General features: G+C 69.1%; 11 protein-coding genes. 3 read left to right on the forward strand and 8 right to left on the reverse strand.

The genetic code is table 11. The annotated features are described in order from the left end of the window. Positions 1-218: 218 nt before the first annotated feature. The 6 genes from OG555_RS41065 to OG555_RS41090 are packed head-to-tail and all read right to left on the reverse strand — an operon-like array spanning position 219 to position 6809. A complete protein-coding gene (locus OG555_RS41065; RefSeq protein ID WP_329479324.1) occupies positions 219-1652 on the reverse strand; it encodes an aldehyde dehydrogenase family protein in 1434 nt (477 codons plus the stop codon). After that, positions 1649-2536 carry an ATP-binding cassette domain-containing protein gene (locus OG555_RS41070; protein ID WP_329479326.1) on the reverse strand — a complete coding sequence of 296 codons (888 nt, stop codon included), beginning with the start codon at positions 2534-2536 and terminating at the stop codon, positions 1649-1651. Before OG555_RS41070 ends, OG555_RS41065 begins: the two co-directional genes overlap by 4 nt. Then, a complete protein-coding gene (locus tag OG555_RS41075) occupies positions 2529-3527 on the reverse strand; it encodes an ABC transporter ATP-binding protein (protein ID WP_329479328.1) in 999 nt (332 codons plus the stop codon). The genes OG555_RS41070 and OG555_RS41075 overlap by 8 nt, the downstream gene beginning before the upstream one ends. Beyond that, positions 3524-4342, reverse strand: a complete 819-nt coding sequence (locus OG555_RS41080) for an ABC transporter permease (protein WP_329479330.1) — start codon at positions 4340-4342, stop codon at positions 3524-3526. The genes OG555_RS41075 and OG555_RS41080 overlap by 4 nt, the downstream gene beginning before the upstream one ends. Then, positions 4339-5289 carry an ABC transporter permease gene (locus OG555_RS41085; protein WP_329479332.1) on the reverse strand — a complete coding sequence of 317 codons (951 nt, stop codon included), beginning with the start codon at positions 5287-5289 and terminating at the stop codon, positions 4339-4341. The genes OG555_RS41080 and OG555_RS41085 overlap by 4 nt, the downstream gene beginning before the upstream one ends. Beyond that, complete coding sequence (locus tag OG555_RS41090; protein WP_329479334.1) at positions 5286-6809, reverse strand: ABC transporter substrate-binding protein; 1524 nt, start codon at positions 6807-6809, stop codon at positions 5286-5288. The genes OG555_RS41085 and OG555_RS41090 overlap by 4 nt, the downstream gene beginning before the upstream one ends. A gap of 189 nt (positions 6810-6998) precedes the next feature. Between OG555_RS41090 and OG555_RS41095 the strand changes: the two genes are divergently transcribed. From OG555_RS41095 to OG555_RS41105, 3 genes are read left to right on the forward strand one after another with little or no spacing between them, the layout of a single operon-like run. Continuing rightward, entirely contained in the window at positions 6999-7757 is a 759-nt protein-coding gene (locus OG555_RS41095) for a FadR/GntR family transcriptional regulator (protein ID WP_329479336.1), read from the forward strand. Positions 7758-7810: 53 nt separating this feature from the next. Further along, positions 7811-9460 carry an FAD-dependent oxidoreductase gene (locus tag OG555_RS41100; RefSeq protein ID WP_329479338.1) on the forward strand — a complete coding sequence of 550 codons (1650 nt, stop codon included), beginning with the start codon at positions 7811-7813 and terminating at the stop codon, positions 9458-9460. Then, positions 9460-10851 carry a sensor histidine kinase gene (locus tag OG555_RS41105; protein ID WP_329479340.1) on the forward strand — a complete coding sequence of 464 codons (1392 nt, stop codon included), beginning with the start codon at positions 9460-9462 and terminating at the stop codon, positions 10849-10851. The genes OG555_RS41100 and OG555_RS41105 overlap by 1 nt, the downstream gene beginning before the upstream one ends. A gap of 98 nt (positions 10852-10949) precedes the next feature. Here OG555_RS41105 and OG555_RS41110 read toward each other — a convergent pair whose 3' ends face one another. Both OG555_RS41110 and OG555_RS41115 read right to left on the reverse strand, forming a co-directional pair. Continuing rightward, on the reverse strand, positions 10950-11498 hold the full coding sequence (locus OG555_RS41110; protein ID WP_329479342.1) for a hypothetical protein: 549 nt from the start codon (positions 11496-11498) through the stop codon (positions 10950-10952). A 133-nt stretch (positions 11499-11631) separates the two neighbouring features. After that, positions 11632-14211: an MXAN_6230/SCO0854 family RING domain-containing protein gene (locus OG555_RS41115; RefSeq protein ID WP_329479344.1), complete on the reverse strand. Its 2580-nt coding sequence runs from the start codon at positions 14209-14211 to the stop codon at positions 11632-11634. Between the last annotated feature and the right edge of the window lie 343 nt (positions 14212-14554).

Below are 14554 nucleotides of genomic sequence, written 5' to 3' on the forward strand. Positions count from 1 at the left end.
TCTCGTGATCTGCCCACTTTGTGCACGGGATCCGCACGATCGGCCGCCCCGGACACGAAGCCGGTGCACAAAGTCGGCCGAACGGCGGGGTGCGCGGGGTGGGTCGGGGGTCGGGTGGGGCGGGGTCGGGGTCGGGTGGGGCGGGGTCGGTCGGGTCGGGTCGGTCGGGTCCGGTCGGTCGGGTGGGGGTGGGGTGGGGTCAGGTCGGTGGGGTGGCCTCAGGGGCTCGGGCGGATGATGGCCATTCGGGTTGTCGTTAGTTCTTCGATGGCGAAGCGGGGGCCCTCGCGGCCGATGCCGGAGTCCTTGACACCGCCGTACGGCATCACGTCGGAGCGGAAGCCGGGGACCTCGTTGATCACCACGCCGCCGACCTCGAGCCGGTCGATCGCGGTGAACGCGGTGTCGAGCGAGGACGTGAACACGCTCGCATGCAGTCCGTACCGCGACTCGTTCACCGTCCGGAAGGCGGTGTCGAGATCCGGCACCGACCGTACGGCGATCACCGGCCCGAAGATCTCCTCGTCCCAGGCGAGCTGACCGGGTGGTACGTCGATCAGCACCGTCGGACCCAGCAGGTCGCCGGAAGCGGCGTACGCGATAGTGGCGCCGGCGTGGACCGACTCGTCCACCCACTCGCGGACGCGGCCGGTCGACTGAGGATCGATGAGCGCGGACACGCGGGTCAACGGATCTCGTGGGTCGCCCACGACGACTGCGGGCATACGCGCGCCGAGCTTGTCGAGCAAGGCGTCACGGATCGTTTCGACGGCGATGACGCGTTGGACAGAGATACACGCCTGACCGGATGCGTAGTACCCGCCGCGCACGATGGCGTCCGCGGCCGCGTCGAGGTCCGCGTCCTCCGCGACGACCAGGGCGGAGTTGGAGCCCAGTTCGAGCAGGACTTTGGTCGGCGCCGCATCGCGGGCGATCTGGTGGCCCACCGCGGCGGAACCGGTGAAGGAGACGGCCCCGATACGACCGTCCGTCGTGAGAGTCGCGCCCACGTCCGCTCCCCCGGTGACCAACTGGAGAGCACTCTCGGGCGCACCCGCTTCGAGCAGGGCCGAGCGCATGAGGTGGACCAGCCAGAGCGTGGCAAGCGGTGTCTGCGGCGCGGGCTTGATGATAATCGGGCAGCCGGCGGCGAACGCGGGCGCGATCTTGTGCGCGGCGAGCAGCAACGGATAGTTGAACCCGGTGATGCCGACCACGACCCCGATCGGCTTGCGCACCCAGAAGCCGAGCAACCCTTCGCCACTCGGCAGCAGATCCAGCGGCACGGTCTCGCCATGCAGCCGGGCGACCTCCTCGGCCGCCGTCTCCAGTGTGAGCAGCGTGCGATCGATCTCGACCCGGCAGTCGACCAGCGGCTTCCCGGTCTCGAGGACGAGCAGGTCGACGAAGGCATCACGCTCCGCGGAGACCGCGGAATGCACGCTCTGCAAGACTTTCCGGCGCACGTACGACGGCAATCGCCCGACCGTCTCGCGGACGGCGAGGGCGTGGTCGAGTGCCTGCCGGGCCAGCTCGACGGATCCCACGGGCGCGTCCGCCACCGTCGAACCGTCGTACGGGAAGATGACCGGAGCGGTCGACGGTGGCTCGACCCAGGACGCGCCGATCGGCAGCCCGGCTGGGAACTTCACGCTGATTCTCCCTTCGTCGCGAGGAGGTCGGAGGTCGTTGCCCCGGACAACGCGCGCGGCAGCGTCGGGATGGCCGAGACGAGGCGCTGCGTGTACGGGTGCCGGGGTGCGGCGTACACGTCACCGGTGAAGCCGGTCTCGACGATCTGGCCGGCGTGCATCACCGCTACGCGGTCGCAGACATGCTTCACCACGGACAGGTCGTGGGAGACGAAGACCAGGGTCAGGTCGAGTTCGTCGACCAGGTCCGAGATGAGGTTGAGGACCTGCGCACGGACGGAGACGTCGAGGGCGCTGACCGGCTCGTCCGCGATCAGGATGCGCGGGCGGGGGGCGAGCGCGCGGGCGAGCGAGATGCGCTGGCGTTGACCGCCGGAGAACTGGTGCGGGTACCGGTCTCCCGCGTCGGCCGACAGCCCGACTGCCTCGAGCAGCTCGCGGACGCGCTCGCCGGAGGCTGGATGGCCTTGTACGACGAGGGGTTCGGCGATGATGTCGCGGACACGCATCCGCGGATCGAGGGAGCTCATCGGGTCCTGGAAGACGAGCTGGAGGTTCTCGCGGAGGAACCGCAGCCGGCGCTCCGGGAGGCGGGTGATGTCGGTGCCTTCGACGATCACGTGCCCGGAGGTGGGCTGGTCGAGGGCGGCGATGATCCGGAGCAGGGTCGACTTGCCGCAGCCGGATTCGCCGACGATGCCGAAGCGCTCGCCCCGCTTGACTTCCAGGCTCACGCCGCGCAGGGCGTGAACCACCGGGGCCGGCCGGAGCAGCGACGTCCGGGGGCGGGGGTAGTCGCGGACGAGATCGACGACCTGGATCGCCGGGGAGGCCTCGGGCTCGCGAGCCGCCGGAACGTGCTCGTGGACAACGGCGTCAGGCATGAGCACCTCCGGGCCGCCGGGTGGCCGACGCCGGGTCGTGGGGGTTGCCGGCCGGGTGGTGGCAGGCGAAGCCGGCGGCTTCGGTGCCGGACCACTCGGGACTGGTGGCGCAGAGGTCGGTCGCATGGCGGCAGCGGGTGCGGAAGACACAGCCGGACGGGAACTGACCGGCCGGCGGAACGTTGCCAGGGATCGTGGTCAGTCGGCGGTCGGCCGTCTCGAGATCGGATGCCGCCAGCAGACCCTCGGTGTAGCGATGCCGTGGCCGGGTGAACACCTCACCGACCGGACCCGACTCGACCACGCGCCCGCCGTACATGACGAGCACGCGCTCGCACACGGTCGCGACAACCGCGAGGTCGTGCGTGATGAACAGCAGCGCCGACGAGCGCGCAACCACGCCCTTGACGATCAGATCGAGGACGAGCGCCTGCACGGTGACATCCAAGGCAGTCGTCGGCTCGTCGCAGATCAGCAACGCGGGATCGTTGGCCAGCGCGATGGCGAGGACGACGCGCTGACGCTGACCGCCGGAGAGTTGGTGGGGGTAAGCCCGCAGAGTATCCGCGGGCAGCTGCACCCGTTCGAGGAGCTCGGCCGCCGCGGCCCGCGCGGCGCCACGACCCGGCCGCGTCTGATGGATCAGCATCGTCTCGGCAATCTGATCGCCGACCCGCATCGTCGGGTTCAGCGCGGTCATCGGCTCCTGGAACACCATCGAGATCTGCACACCGCGGATGCGCGACATCCGGCGTTCGTCCGCACCGATCAAGTCATGGTCGACCCCGGTCAACCGCACCGAGCCATCGGCTACCACGTCCTCCGGCAGCAACCCGAGCAGACTCAGCGCGGTCAAGGACTTGCCCGACCCGGACTCCCCGATCAGCCCGACCCGCTCCCCCGGTCCCACTGTCAGGTCCACGTCGGACACCAGAGTCTTGTCCCGGACCGTGACAGTCAGCCCGCGAACGCTCAGTACGTCGCCGCTCATCGCCGGTCCTCCAGCTTCGGATCGAACCGGTCCCGCAGGCCGTCGCCCAGCAGGTTGAACCCCAGTACGGCGATCGCGATCGCAACACCGGGGAAGATCGCCAGCCGCGGCGCGGTGAACAGGAACTCCTGGCTCTCCTGCAGCATCCGCCCCCACGAGGGCGTCGGCGGCGGGGTGCCGTAGCCGAGGAACGACAGCGCCGCCTCGGCCAGCACCGCGATCGCGAACGACACCGAGGCCTGCACGGTGATCAGGCTGCTCACGTTCGGCAGCACGTGCCGCACCGCGATCGGCCCCGGTCGCCGCCCGGCCGCCCGCGCCGCGAGCACGTACTCGGTTCGCATCACCTGCAGCGCCCCACTCCGGATCACTCGCGCGAAGCTCGGCACCGAAGCGATGCCAATAGCAATCATCGCGGTCAGCGTGCTGGCCCCGAACACCGCGCCGAACATGATTGCCAGCAGCAACGCCGGAAACGCCAGCAGCAGATCATTGGCCCGCATGATGAACTCGCTCGGCCACCGCCGCACCATCGCCGCGAGGATTCCCAGGGGTACGCCGATCACCGCTGCCACGCCCACCGCGACCACACCGACGAACAACGTGGTCCGCGAGCCGACCATGATCTGGCTGAACACGTCCCGCCCGAACTTGTCCGTCCCGAACCAGTGCTCCCACGACGGCTTCGCCAACCGGATCGCGGGGTCCACGAACGTCGCGTCGTACGGCGTCCAGACGAACGAGACCAGCGCCATCAGCACGATGACTCCGACGATCACACCGCCGGCGATCAGACTCGGATTCAACCGCCTCATCGCTCCCCCGTCCGCAGCCGGGGATCGAGAGCGACGTACAGCAGATCGACCAGGAAGTTGACCACCAGTACGGCGACCACGAGCACCATCACCACATCCTGGACGAGCAGGAGATCGCGGTTCGACACACCGTCGAGCAACAGACTCCCGAGCCCTGGGATGACGAACACCCGCTCGACTACCACCGCACCGATCAGCAACGTCGCGAGCTGGAGACCGAGCACGGTCACCACCGGGACGGCCGCGTTGCGGAGGCCGTGCCGCCACAGCGCCGGGAACGGACGCAGTCCCTTGGCCCGGGCTGTCCGCAGATAGTCCTCACGCAAGACATCGAGCACCGCACTACGGACGTAGCGGGTGAGGACCGCGCCCTGCACCAGACCGAGTGCCAAGGCAGGCAGGATCAACTGCTTGACGAACATGGTCGGATCCTGCGCCGGCGGTGTCCAGCCGTTGGCAGGCAGCCAGCCGAGCTTCACCGCGAACAGCATGATCAGCAGAATCCCCGCGAGGAACGCTGGTACGGCGACTCCCAGCTGGGACACCGCGGACAAAGCCAGCCCGGACACGTTGCGGTGCCGCCCAGCCATGATCGTCCCGGCCGGTACCGCGATCGCCAGCGCAATGATCATGCCCGCGACGACGAGCCACAGGGTCACCTGCAGCCGGTCGAACACCTGTGGTCCGATCGCCACCTTCGACACGTACGACGTACCGAGATCGCCGTGCAACAGTCCGCCGAGCCAGTCGAAGTACTGCGTCGGCAAGGGCCGGTCGAGGCCGAACTGGCGGCGCAGTTCGGCCACGGCCTGGTCGGATGCGTTCACCCCGAGGGCCACCCGGGCGGGGTCGCCGGGCAGCACGGCCATGAACGCGAACACCAGCACCGAGCTCACCGCAAGGCTGACCAGCAGCACAGCGGTGCGCTCGAGCAGGCGAAGGATCATCGGGTGAGCGTGGAGAGGTTGAAGGACTCGGAGATCGCGTTCTGCGGCAGGCCCTTGATGTCCTTGTCCGCGACGATGAGGTTCGGCAGCAGGAACAGCCAGTCGCCCGCGGCCTGCTCGGACAGCCGCCGCGCCGCCTTCTTCATGTTGTCGACCTGCGCGGCCTCGTCACCTGCGTCCGCCGCGGCCAGATAACCCTGCAGCGTCGGGTCGTCGTACCGGGTGTAGTACTTCGCGTTGAACACGGCCGCCAGGTCGCGGGGCTCGACGTGGGCGATGATCGACATGTCGTAGTCCGCGTTCTTGAAGACCGTAGTCAGCCAGGCCGCCGGGAACTCGAGCTGGTCGATCTGCACCTTCAGCCCGGCCTGCTCCAGCTGGCTCTTCACCACCTGGCCGCAGGAGGTTGCGTACGGCAACGTCGGCAGCCGCAGCCGGAGCGTCTTGCCGGCCGCACCGGAGGCCTGCAGCAACGACTTCGCCTTGGCCAGGTCGTACGGCGCGATGCCGGTGAGATCCTCGTACCACGGGTCGGTCGGCGGGACCATGCTGCCGATCAACTTGCCGCGACCGGCGAAACACGTGTCCAGCAAGGCCTTGTGGTCGATCGCCATCCGGATCGCCTGCCGGGTCCGGAGGTCCTTGAAGACCGGCCGCGAGTTGTTGAACGACAGCAGCACCTCGCCGTTCGTGGTGCCCTCGATCACCTGGTACTTGTCGTTGCTGCTGAACTGGCTGAGCGCCTCCGGCGCCTGCACCGTGCCGATCACGTTGATCGTGCCGGTCAGCAGCGCGTTGTTCAGCGCGGTCGGGTCCTTGAAGTACTTCAGCGTGATCTGGTTGAAGAACGGCTTGTTCCCCCAGTAGCTGTCGTTGCGCTGCAGCACGATCGAGTCGCCGCGGTTCCACGTCGAGAACTTGTACGGCCCGGTGCCGATCGGCTGGGTCGCCAGCGCGCTGACGCCGCTCTCGGAGAACATCGCGCCGATCCGGGTCGTCATCCGGAACAACCAGTCGTTGCTCGGCTTGCTCAGCGTCACCTGCAACTGCGTCGGCGACAGCGCCTTCGTGCCGGAGACGACGTCCATCGCGGCCTTCAGCGACGTGGTCCACGCCGTCTTGACGCGGTTGATGCTGAACACCGCGTCGGACGCCGTGAACGGCTTGTCGTTGGTGAACTTCGCGTTGTCGACCAGGTCGAACGTGTAGGTCGTGCGGTCCGGCGAGACGGTCCACGACTTGGCCAGCGACGGCACGATCTTGCCTGAGTCGTCCTGCTTGACCAGGGTCTCGTACACGTTGCCGAGCAGCACCTGCGGGATCGCGGCGCCGTCGGTCGTGGTGAAGTCCAGGCTGGCCGGCTCCGCGACCAGGCCGATCGACAGCTTCTGATCACCTCCCGGCGAACTGCCGCCCGACGTACTCGAACCGGCTGAGCAGGCGGTCAGGGCCAAGAGCGCCGCAGCGGCGACGGCGATCGCACGGCTGGGCAGCGCGACCTTGATGCGAGGGGTCTTCACGCGAATTCCTCCAGTGCCTCGAACTGTCGCCGCATTCTGACGATCCCGGTCCGGCCGCGCGACCGGGACCACGCCGTACGGCGGACTTCGCCGTCCAGCTGTGACTGGTCCGACCAGTGGACTAGGTATCAGTGGGCCACTAGGTTTGTCGCACCACACGGCTCTGTCAAGGCGATTGGGGTGCACCGGATGGCGAAGGGCCCGCAGTTCCAGCCGGTGCAACCGGTCCGCGCGTACCAGCGGATCGTCGAGCAGGTCGAGGAGGCGCTCGCCCGGGGTGATCTCGCGCCGGGCCAGCGGCTGCCGAGCGAGCGCGAACTGGTAGCGCAGTTCGAGGTCAGCCGGTCCACTGTGCGCGAGGCACTCCGGGTGCTGGAGAGCAACGGCATGGTCCGGTCCCGGCCGGGTGATCCGAACGGGCCGGAGATCCTGCCGTTCTCCCAGACCGCGCTGCGCAAGCAGATGGTCCGGCTCGCGCGGGTCGACGAGCTCACTCTGAGCGAGCTGATCGGGTTCCGGATGATCATGGACGGCGCCGCGATCCAGGTCGCGTCCCGGCTGCGCACGCCCGAGCAGCTCGCCGAGATGGAGGAGACGCTGGTCGCGATGCGGGCCGCGATCGACATCGACTTCGCCGCGTTCAGCGAGGCGGATCTCGCCTTCCACGACGTGATCGCGCGGATCAGCCGCAACTCGCTGATCCAGACCTGCAACGAGGTCGTCCGCGGCGTCGTCCTGAGCCTGATCTCGGACAAGATCGCGCACGCGCCGAACAGCCGGGCCCTGATGCTGGAATCGCTGCGGCACCACGCCGAGGTGGTGGCGGCGATCCGCTCCGGCAACGGTCACGCGGCGGCCCGGATCGCCCGGCAGAACATGTACGACTACTACGCCGGGTACGTGCCCGAACCCGCACGGGAAACGCTTCGCGCGCTGATAGATGAGTAGGCGGATCTCGTGGCATTCTGACGGGATCGGTTCACCGCAGTGGGGGGCACAGTGTGAACAAACCGGCGATTCTCAGCGTCGACGACGACCCGATGGTCTCGGCGGCGATCGCCCGCGACCTGCGCCGGCGCTACGGCGACGACTACCTCGTGGTGAAGGCGACGTCGGGCGCCCAGGCGCTGGCCGCGCTGACCAAACTCGCCCTGCGTAACCAGCCGATCGCGCTGATCGCGACCGACCAGCGGATGCCCGGGATGACCGGCATCGAACTGCTCGAACAGGCCCGCGAGCACGCACCGGGCGCGAAGTACCTCCTGCTCACCGCATACGCCGACACCGACGTCGCCATCAAGGCGATCAACGACATCGGCCTGGACTACTACCTGCTCAAACCCTGGGACCCGCCCGAGGATCAGCTGTTCCCCGTCGTCGACGACCTGCTCGACGACTGGCGGCACGCCAACCCCGAGCACACGTCCGATCTTCGCGTCGTCGGCAACCGCTGGTCGGACCGCGCGCACGACATCAAGACGTTCCTGGCCCGCAACCACGTGCCCTACGTCTGGTACGACGTCGAGCGCGACGCCGAGGGCCAACGGCTCCGCGACCTTGCCGCCGCGACCGACAGCGACCTGCCGTTGGTCCTGGTTCCTGACGGCGACGCCCTCCGCTCGCCGTCCGCTGTCGACCTCGCCTCCGCCCTCGGTCTGCGAACCCGGGCCGAGCAGCCGCTGTACGACGTCTGCATCGTCGGAGGTGGACCCGCCGGCCTGGCGGCGGGCGTCTACGCGGCGTCCGAGGGCCTGAGCACGGTGATCGTGGAACGTGAGGCGCCCGGCGGCCAGGCCGGGCTCAGCGCGGCGATCGAGAACTACCTCGGTTTTCCGCGCGGCTTGACCGGCTCCGACCTGGCCCAGCGAGCGGTCGCCCAGGCATCCCGTTTCGGTGCGGAGATGGTGCTGGCCCGATCGGTCGTCGGACTCGAGTCCCGCGGCCCGGTGCACGCCGTACTGCTCGAGGGATCCGGCGAGATCGAGGCCCGCGCGCTGATCGTCGCGACCGGCATCTCGTACCGGAGCCTCGACCTCGCGGGCCTCAGCGAGCTGACCGGCCGCGGCGTGTACTACGGCGCCACGGCGAGCGAGGCCAGTCAGGTCCAGGGCGACGAGGTGTACGTCGTCGGCGCGGCGAACTCGGCCGGTCAGGCGGCCCTCAACCTCGCCCGCTACGCCAAACGGGTCGTGCTCCTGGTCCGCGGGGACACCCTCGAGAGCTCGATGTCGCGGTACCTCATCGACAAGATCAGCAGCGCCACCAACATCGAGGTGCGGTGCCGGACCGAGGTGGTCGGTTGCCGTGGCGACGGGCATCTCGAGGCGCTGACGCTGGCCGAGCGGGAGTCCGGCCGGGTCGAGGAGGTGCAGGCGAGCTGGTTGTTCATCTTCGTCGGCGCCTCGCCACGGACCGAGTGGCTCGGGGAGACCGTCGTGCGCGACAGCAAGGGGTTCGTCATCACCGGGCCGGATCTGGTCGCGCTGGATCGCTGGTCGCTGCGGAGGCCGCCGTACGCGTTGGAGACCAGCGTGCCCGGCGTGTTCGCGGCCGGTGATGTCCGGCTCGACTCGATGAAACGAGTCGCATCCGCTGTCGGCGAGGGCGCGATGTCGATCTATCTCGTCCACCGCTACCTGGCGACCGTCTGATGAACGCCGACGACCTGCGGGGCATCCCCCTCTTCGCCGGGCTGACCGACGCGCAGCTGGACGAGCTGATCGACGGCAGCACCGAGGTTGCGATCGAGCCTGGCCGCGACCTGTTCCACGAGGGCGAGCCAGCCGACTTCTGGTGGGTGCTGGTCGACGGCGCGATCGCGCTGCACCGCAAGATCGGCCGCGAGGACACCGTGCTGGGCAAGATCGACGTCGCGGGCCGCTGGGCCGGCGGGTTCCGGGCGTGGGACGAGCACGGCGTCTACCTCGCCAGCGGCCGCGGGCTCACCGAGGGCCGAGTGCTTCAGGTGCCCGCCGAGGTGTTGCGCGACCGGATCGACGCCTGGTTCCCGCTCGCCGGGCATCTGATCAAGGGTGTGTACGGGACCGCGCGCGCGATCGAGTCGACGGCGCGGCAGCGGGATGCGCTGATCACGCTCGGAACACTGGCGGCCGGGCTCGCACACGAGATCAACAACCCCGCCGCCGCGGCCGCGCGCTCGGTCAGTGCCCTCGACACGGCCTGCGTTTCGCTGCTGTCGGCTTTGCGGCAGCTCGCGGTAGGCGAGGTGACGGCCGCGCAGTTCAGCGCCCTCGACGAACTGCGGCTCGAGCTCGGTGCCGGCACCGCGGCACCCGATCCGGTCGACCTCGCCGACCACGAGAACATGATCTCGGAGTGGCTGGACGAGCACGGCATCGAGCAGGACTGGATGATCGCACCGCCCTTGGCCGCCGCCGGGACCAGCGTCGAGTGGTGCGATCGTGCGGCCGACGTACTGGGCGACTCGCTGGAGCCTGGGCTGGAATGGGTTGCCAGCACCCTCTCCGCGGCGACGTTGCTGGGCGAGGTGAAGGAGTCGACCCGGCGCATCACGGAGTTGGTTGCGGCGGTGCGCTCGTACTCGCAGATGGACCGCGGCTCGATCCAGACCGTCGACGTGACCGAGGGGATCGAGAGCACGCTGGTCATGCTCGGGCACAAGCTCCGCGGCGGGGTCGAGGTGATCCGGTCGTACGGCGTGGACGTCCCGCGGATCGACGCGTACGCCGGCGAGCTGAACCAGGTGTGGACGAACCTGATCGACAACGCCGTCGACGCGATGAACGGCACCGGGACGCTGCGGATCAGCACGCGCGCCGACGGCGACCGGATCGTCGTCGAGTTCACCGACACCGGTCCCGGCATGCCGCCGGAGGTCGCCGCTCGCGCGTTCGAGCCGTTCTACACGACGAAGGACGTCGGCAAGGGCACCGGCCTCGGGCTCGACATCGCGCAACGGATCGTCGCCGAACACCACGGCGGGACGATCACGATCACTTCCCACCCCGGCGAGACGACGCTGCAGGTGCGGCTGCCGCATCAGCCCATCGGCGCCGGCTGACCCGTACCGAACGACAGGAGGTAGTGGCAGTGCGCCCCGTCACCCCGGAGCCCGCCCGCTCCGATGGGGTGACCTCACCTCCTGTCGTTCGGAACTCCTCAGGTGTCGTGTTCGAGGATCCGGACCCGCGGGACCTTGAGGATCTTGCGGGCCTTCGTGATCCAGTCGGAGCAGAGGAAGTGGGCGGCGGTCTCGGGCCAGGCGACCACGACGACCTCCTGGCTCCGGGTGCTCTTGACCAGCGACATCAGGGCCAGCAGCACCTCGCCGTGCGTGATCGAGACGTTGACCGGGTAGCGGCTCGCGTCGCGGAGCCGGTGCGAACTGTGCTCGATCACCGAGGCCAGATCGACGTCCGGATCGGCGAGTGTGGCCATCGGTGCCCGGCTCGAGCCGGCCGGCGGGCTGACGCGTGCGGACGGGCCTGTCGCGGAGCCGACCACGGACGCCGAGCCGGTGAGGCCGGCCACATCCGCGAATGACGAGCCCAGCAACGCCATCGGACCACCGAAGCCACCCTCCGGATGGCTGGAGATCAGCAGGTCGTACTTCACGGGTTCCTCGCGCCTTGCGTGCAGGGCGGCAACACGGCGCGCGTCGCCCTCGCTCATCTCCCGCTCGATGAGCACCACCACGTCATACGTCATTCGTGGCTCCCTTCGCCATCACTTCCGTTGTACTCCTGCTCCGAAGCGCACCAAAGCACGCACCGCGCGGCCGTCACGGAAATGTCAAACTCTTCTCAGGCTCCTGCCAGACTCGCCCGAGCTCGGGTCAGGCTCAGCCGGGCAGCGGCGCGTGCGCCCGGGTGTCGGGAGCCAGTACGGCGAGCAGGTGTGGAGCGTCGATCAGCGTGTGGCTCGCGTGGTCGAGAAGACGCGGGTGCAGCGCGTAGATCTCCGCACCCGAGCGAGGTACGACGTCGCCGGCGACGACCGCGACGAAGTCGGACCGGTTGGCGGCGTCCTCGTCCCAGACCCGGTCAGGCTCCAAACGAGCCGTGAGTCGCCGCGCGAACGCCGCGAGGTCTTCGGCAGGGTCGCGCCGGTAGCCGACCACAGACCCGTCGGCACACCGTACGGCGATCTCGTCGGCGCGAGCGGCCGCGTGCCAGCAGCAGATCTCCCACAGGCTGACCCGGTCGCCGGAGCCGTGCACTTCCTCCAGGGTCGCCGCCATCAGCGCCAGGTGGCCGCCGTACCGCGCGATGTTGTGACCGTAACCGGCTGCGCTGAGGTTGACGTCGTACCAGCGCAGCTCCTTCGTCAGGAGGTCGACGCCGAACGGCAGCAGGATCTTCGCCGGGCCGGTCAGGTCGAACCGCTCCTCGACCGCCGCCGGATCGAACAGGCCGTTCGGCTGCCGCATGACGCCGACGAACCCGCGCTCGAGCTCGTCGAACGGCACGTTGTTGTAGCTGAAGACCACCGGCAGCACATACCGGCCGCCGACTCGCCGGACCGCGCGCAGGTCGAGATCCACGAACTCCGTCGATCCGGCCGGCGACGGCGCGGACGTCAGGTCGCCCGAGTGCACCAACGCGTCCTGGTCGAAGCGGAGTCGCATGTAGTCGCACAGCCCGACGAAACCCCACTCCTCGTCGAACACCGCGACCGACAGATCGAGATTGACCCGCCGGCCCCTCGGCTCGACCCAGTGCAGGAACAACCGCAGCAGCTCGTCCGGCGGGATCGGAACCGCACTCCCCCGGGTCATCCGCAGCAACGTCGACGACGAGCCCCGCTCCGAACCAGGGGCAGCCAGCCGGGTCAGCTCCTCGTCCAGGAACACCCGTCGCCACCGCGGCAGATCCGTCGCCCGACGCAACATTTCGCCGACGAGTACGCCGGACAGCGCGGCGGTCAGCTCGGGCGGCAACGGTTCACGCTCGTCCACCGCCGTCCAGATCCGCGCCGTCCCACCACGCGGGAAGAACAACCGGAGATCGCCCGGCGGCGTGCGCACCTGACCGAGCGCGCCCGTGATCACCGCCGGCGACACATCCGGCGCCGCGGTCGTCAATGCGTCCACCAGCGCACCATGCTGATCCGTGGGCAGGGCCCGCGCCAGGTGCACGAGGCGCCGCACCAACTCCCCCGGCCGTTGCCGCAACAGGTCGAGCGCGTGCTCCGGTCGCCCGGTCGCCAGCGCGCCCTCGACTCGCGACGCAAACGTGCTCGTGGCCGGCCGCCCATCCTCCAACCGGACGAAGGGATGCCGCGCCGCCTCACTCGCCACCGCTCGCCCGGCCGCCGTCCGCAGGTCCACGTCCGTGCGACGGAGGATGCTGAACGCCAACGCTGCCAGCGGATACCGGCCCGCGAACTCGAACGGATGGATGTTCTCCGCGATCCGCTTCCAGGCGCGCTCGTGCCGGAGCATGTCCTCGATCAACGGCTCGGCCGGCAGCCGGTCGAGCCGCTGCAGCACCAGCCGCCGCGTTGCCCGAGGCAACGATTTCCGCCGGGCCGGCAGTGTCCGCAACCCGGGATCGGCATCCATCAGCGCGTACAGCAGCCGCAGTACGTCGGTCGCCGTACCGGCGCGATCGATCAGCTCCGGATCCTCGTCGAGGAAGTGTGCGATGACCAGCGCACGCGTCTCCCGGACCGGGATGTCGACGGGCAGCCAGGACGGATCGGCACCGGCGAGCAGCACCTGCAGGTCGGCACGATCCACGGCCGACAGCGGCGAGCGTCGTACGAGGAGAGCTTCGACGGTCTGTCTCGCCGCGTCGGCCGTCGCCAGGGAGAGCAGGCGCAGGCGATTCGAGCGCACGTGCGCCGACTGCACTTCGTCGAACGCTGGTTTGAGGAACGGGTCCTCCGGGTCGATCCTGCGCAGGCAGAGCGGGCAGGCGCTGAGGTCCGAACCGTCCCAGCAGGTCCGGCAGACCAGATGTGCGCACGGCGAGACGGCGTGCACCGACTTCGCGTCGCCGCACAGGACGCAGGGCTGCTCGGGCTCTTGCAGGAGTCGCGCGAAGACCCGGTTGACGTAGAAGGTGTCCGTGTCGCCGGGAACGCTCTCCGGAAAGCCGCGGAACAGCGGTGTGTGCTCGGTGTCGTGACCGGACTCGGCGTCGAGCAGGTCGAGCAACGCTTTGCCGAAGCCGGCGAGTGCCGGCGCCGACAGCGAGCTGCAGTGCCGGTAGAGCTCGACGGACAGCAGGAAGCCGCGCTGGATCAGGTCGGCCTGCAGTGCTGACAGTCCGACCTGGATGGTGAGCGGACGGCGGAGCCACTGCCACGCGGAACGTCGCATCGGCGGGGTCAGCGTGGTGGCGTCGACGAGGCGTCGGCGGCGCAGCAGCACAGCTGCCTGTGCCTCGGCCGCGGTGTGCGTCCCCAGATCCGGCATCGCGTCTCCCCCAGGTGGCGTGGACGAAGGCGCCAGGGGCGGAGAGCGGACGCGCTACTTGGCCCGGTGAAGGAGAAGGAAGCACGTCCAGGAGCCGCCCCTGGCACTGAGAACGCTACCGGTGACCACGGACAGTTTTCCGTCTCTGCCCGGTCAGGCAGTTTCCGTGCGAGCTAGGCCCCACAAAGAAAGAGCTCCGGTAGCAGGGTCGGGGCCGCCCCGCCCAGACCCCGCTACCGGAGATCTCCAGAGTAGAACGTTCACCCAAACTCGTCACAACCGGGTGCCTCATGTGGCACTGATGCGCCGCGAACAAACCTTTGAACCAGGTTCTGCCGCCGGA

It is taken from the genome of Kribbella sp. NBC_01484 (assembly GCF_036227145.1).
GTDB lineage: Bacteria > Actinomycetota > Actinomycetes > Propionibacteriales > Kribbellaceae > Kribbella.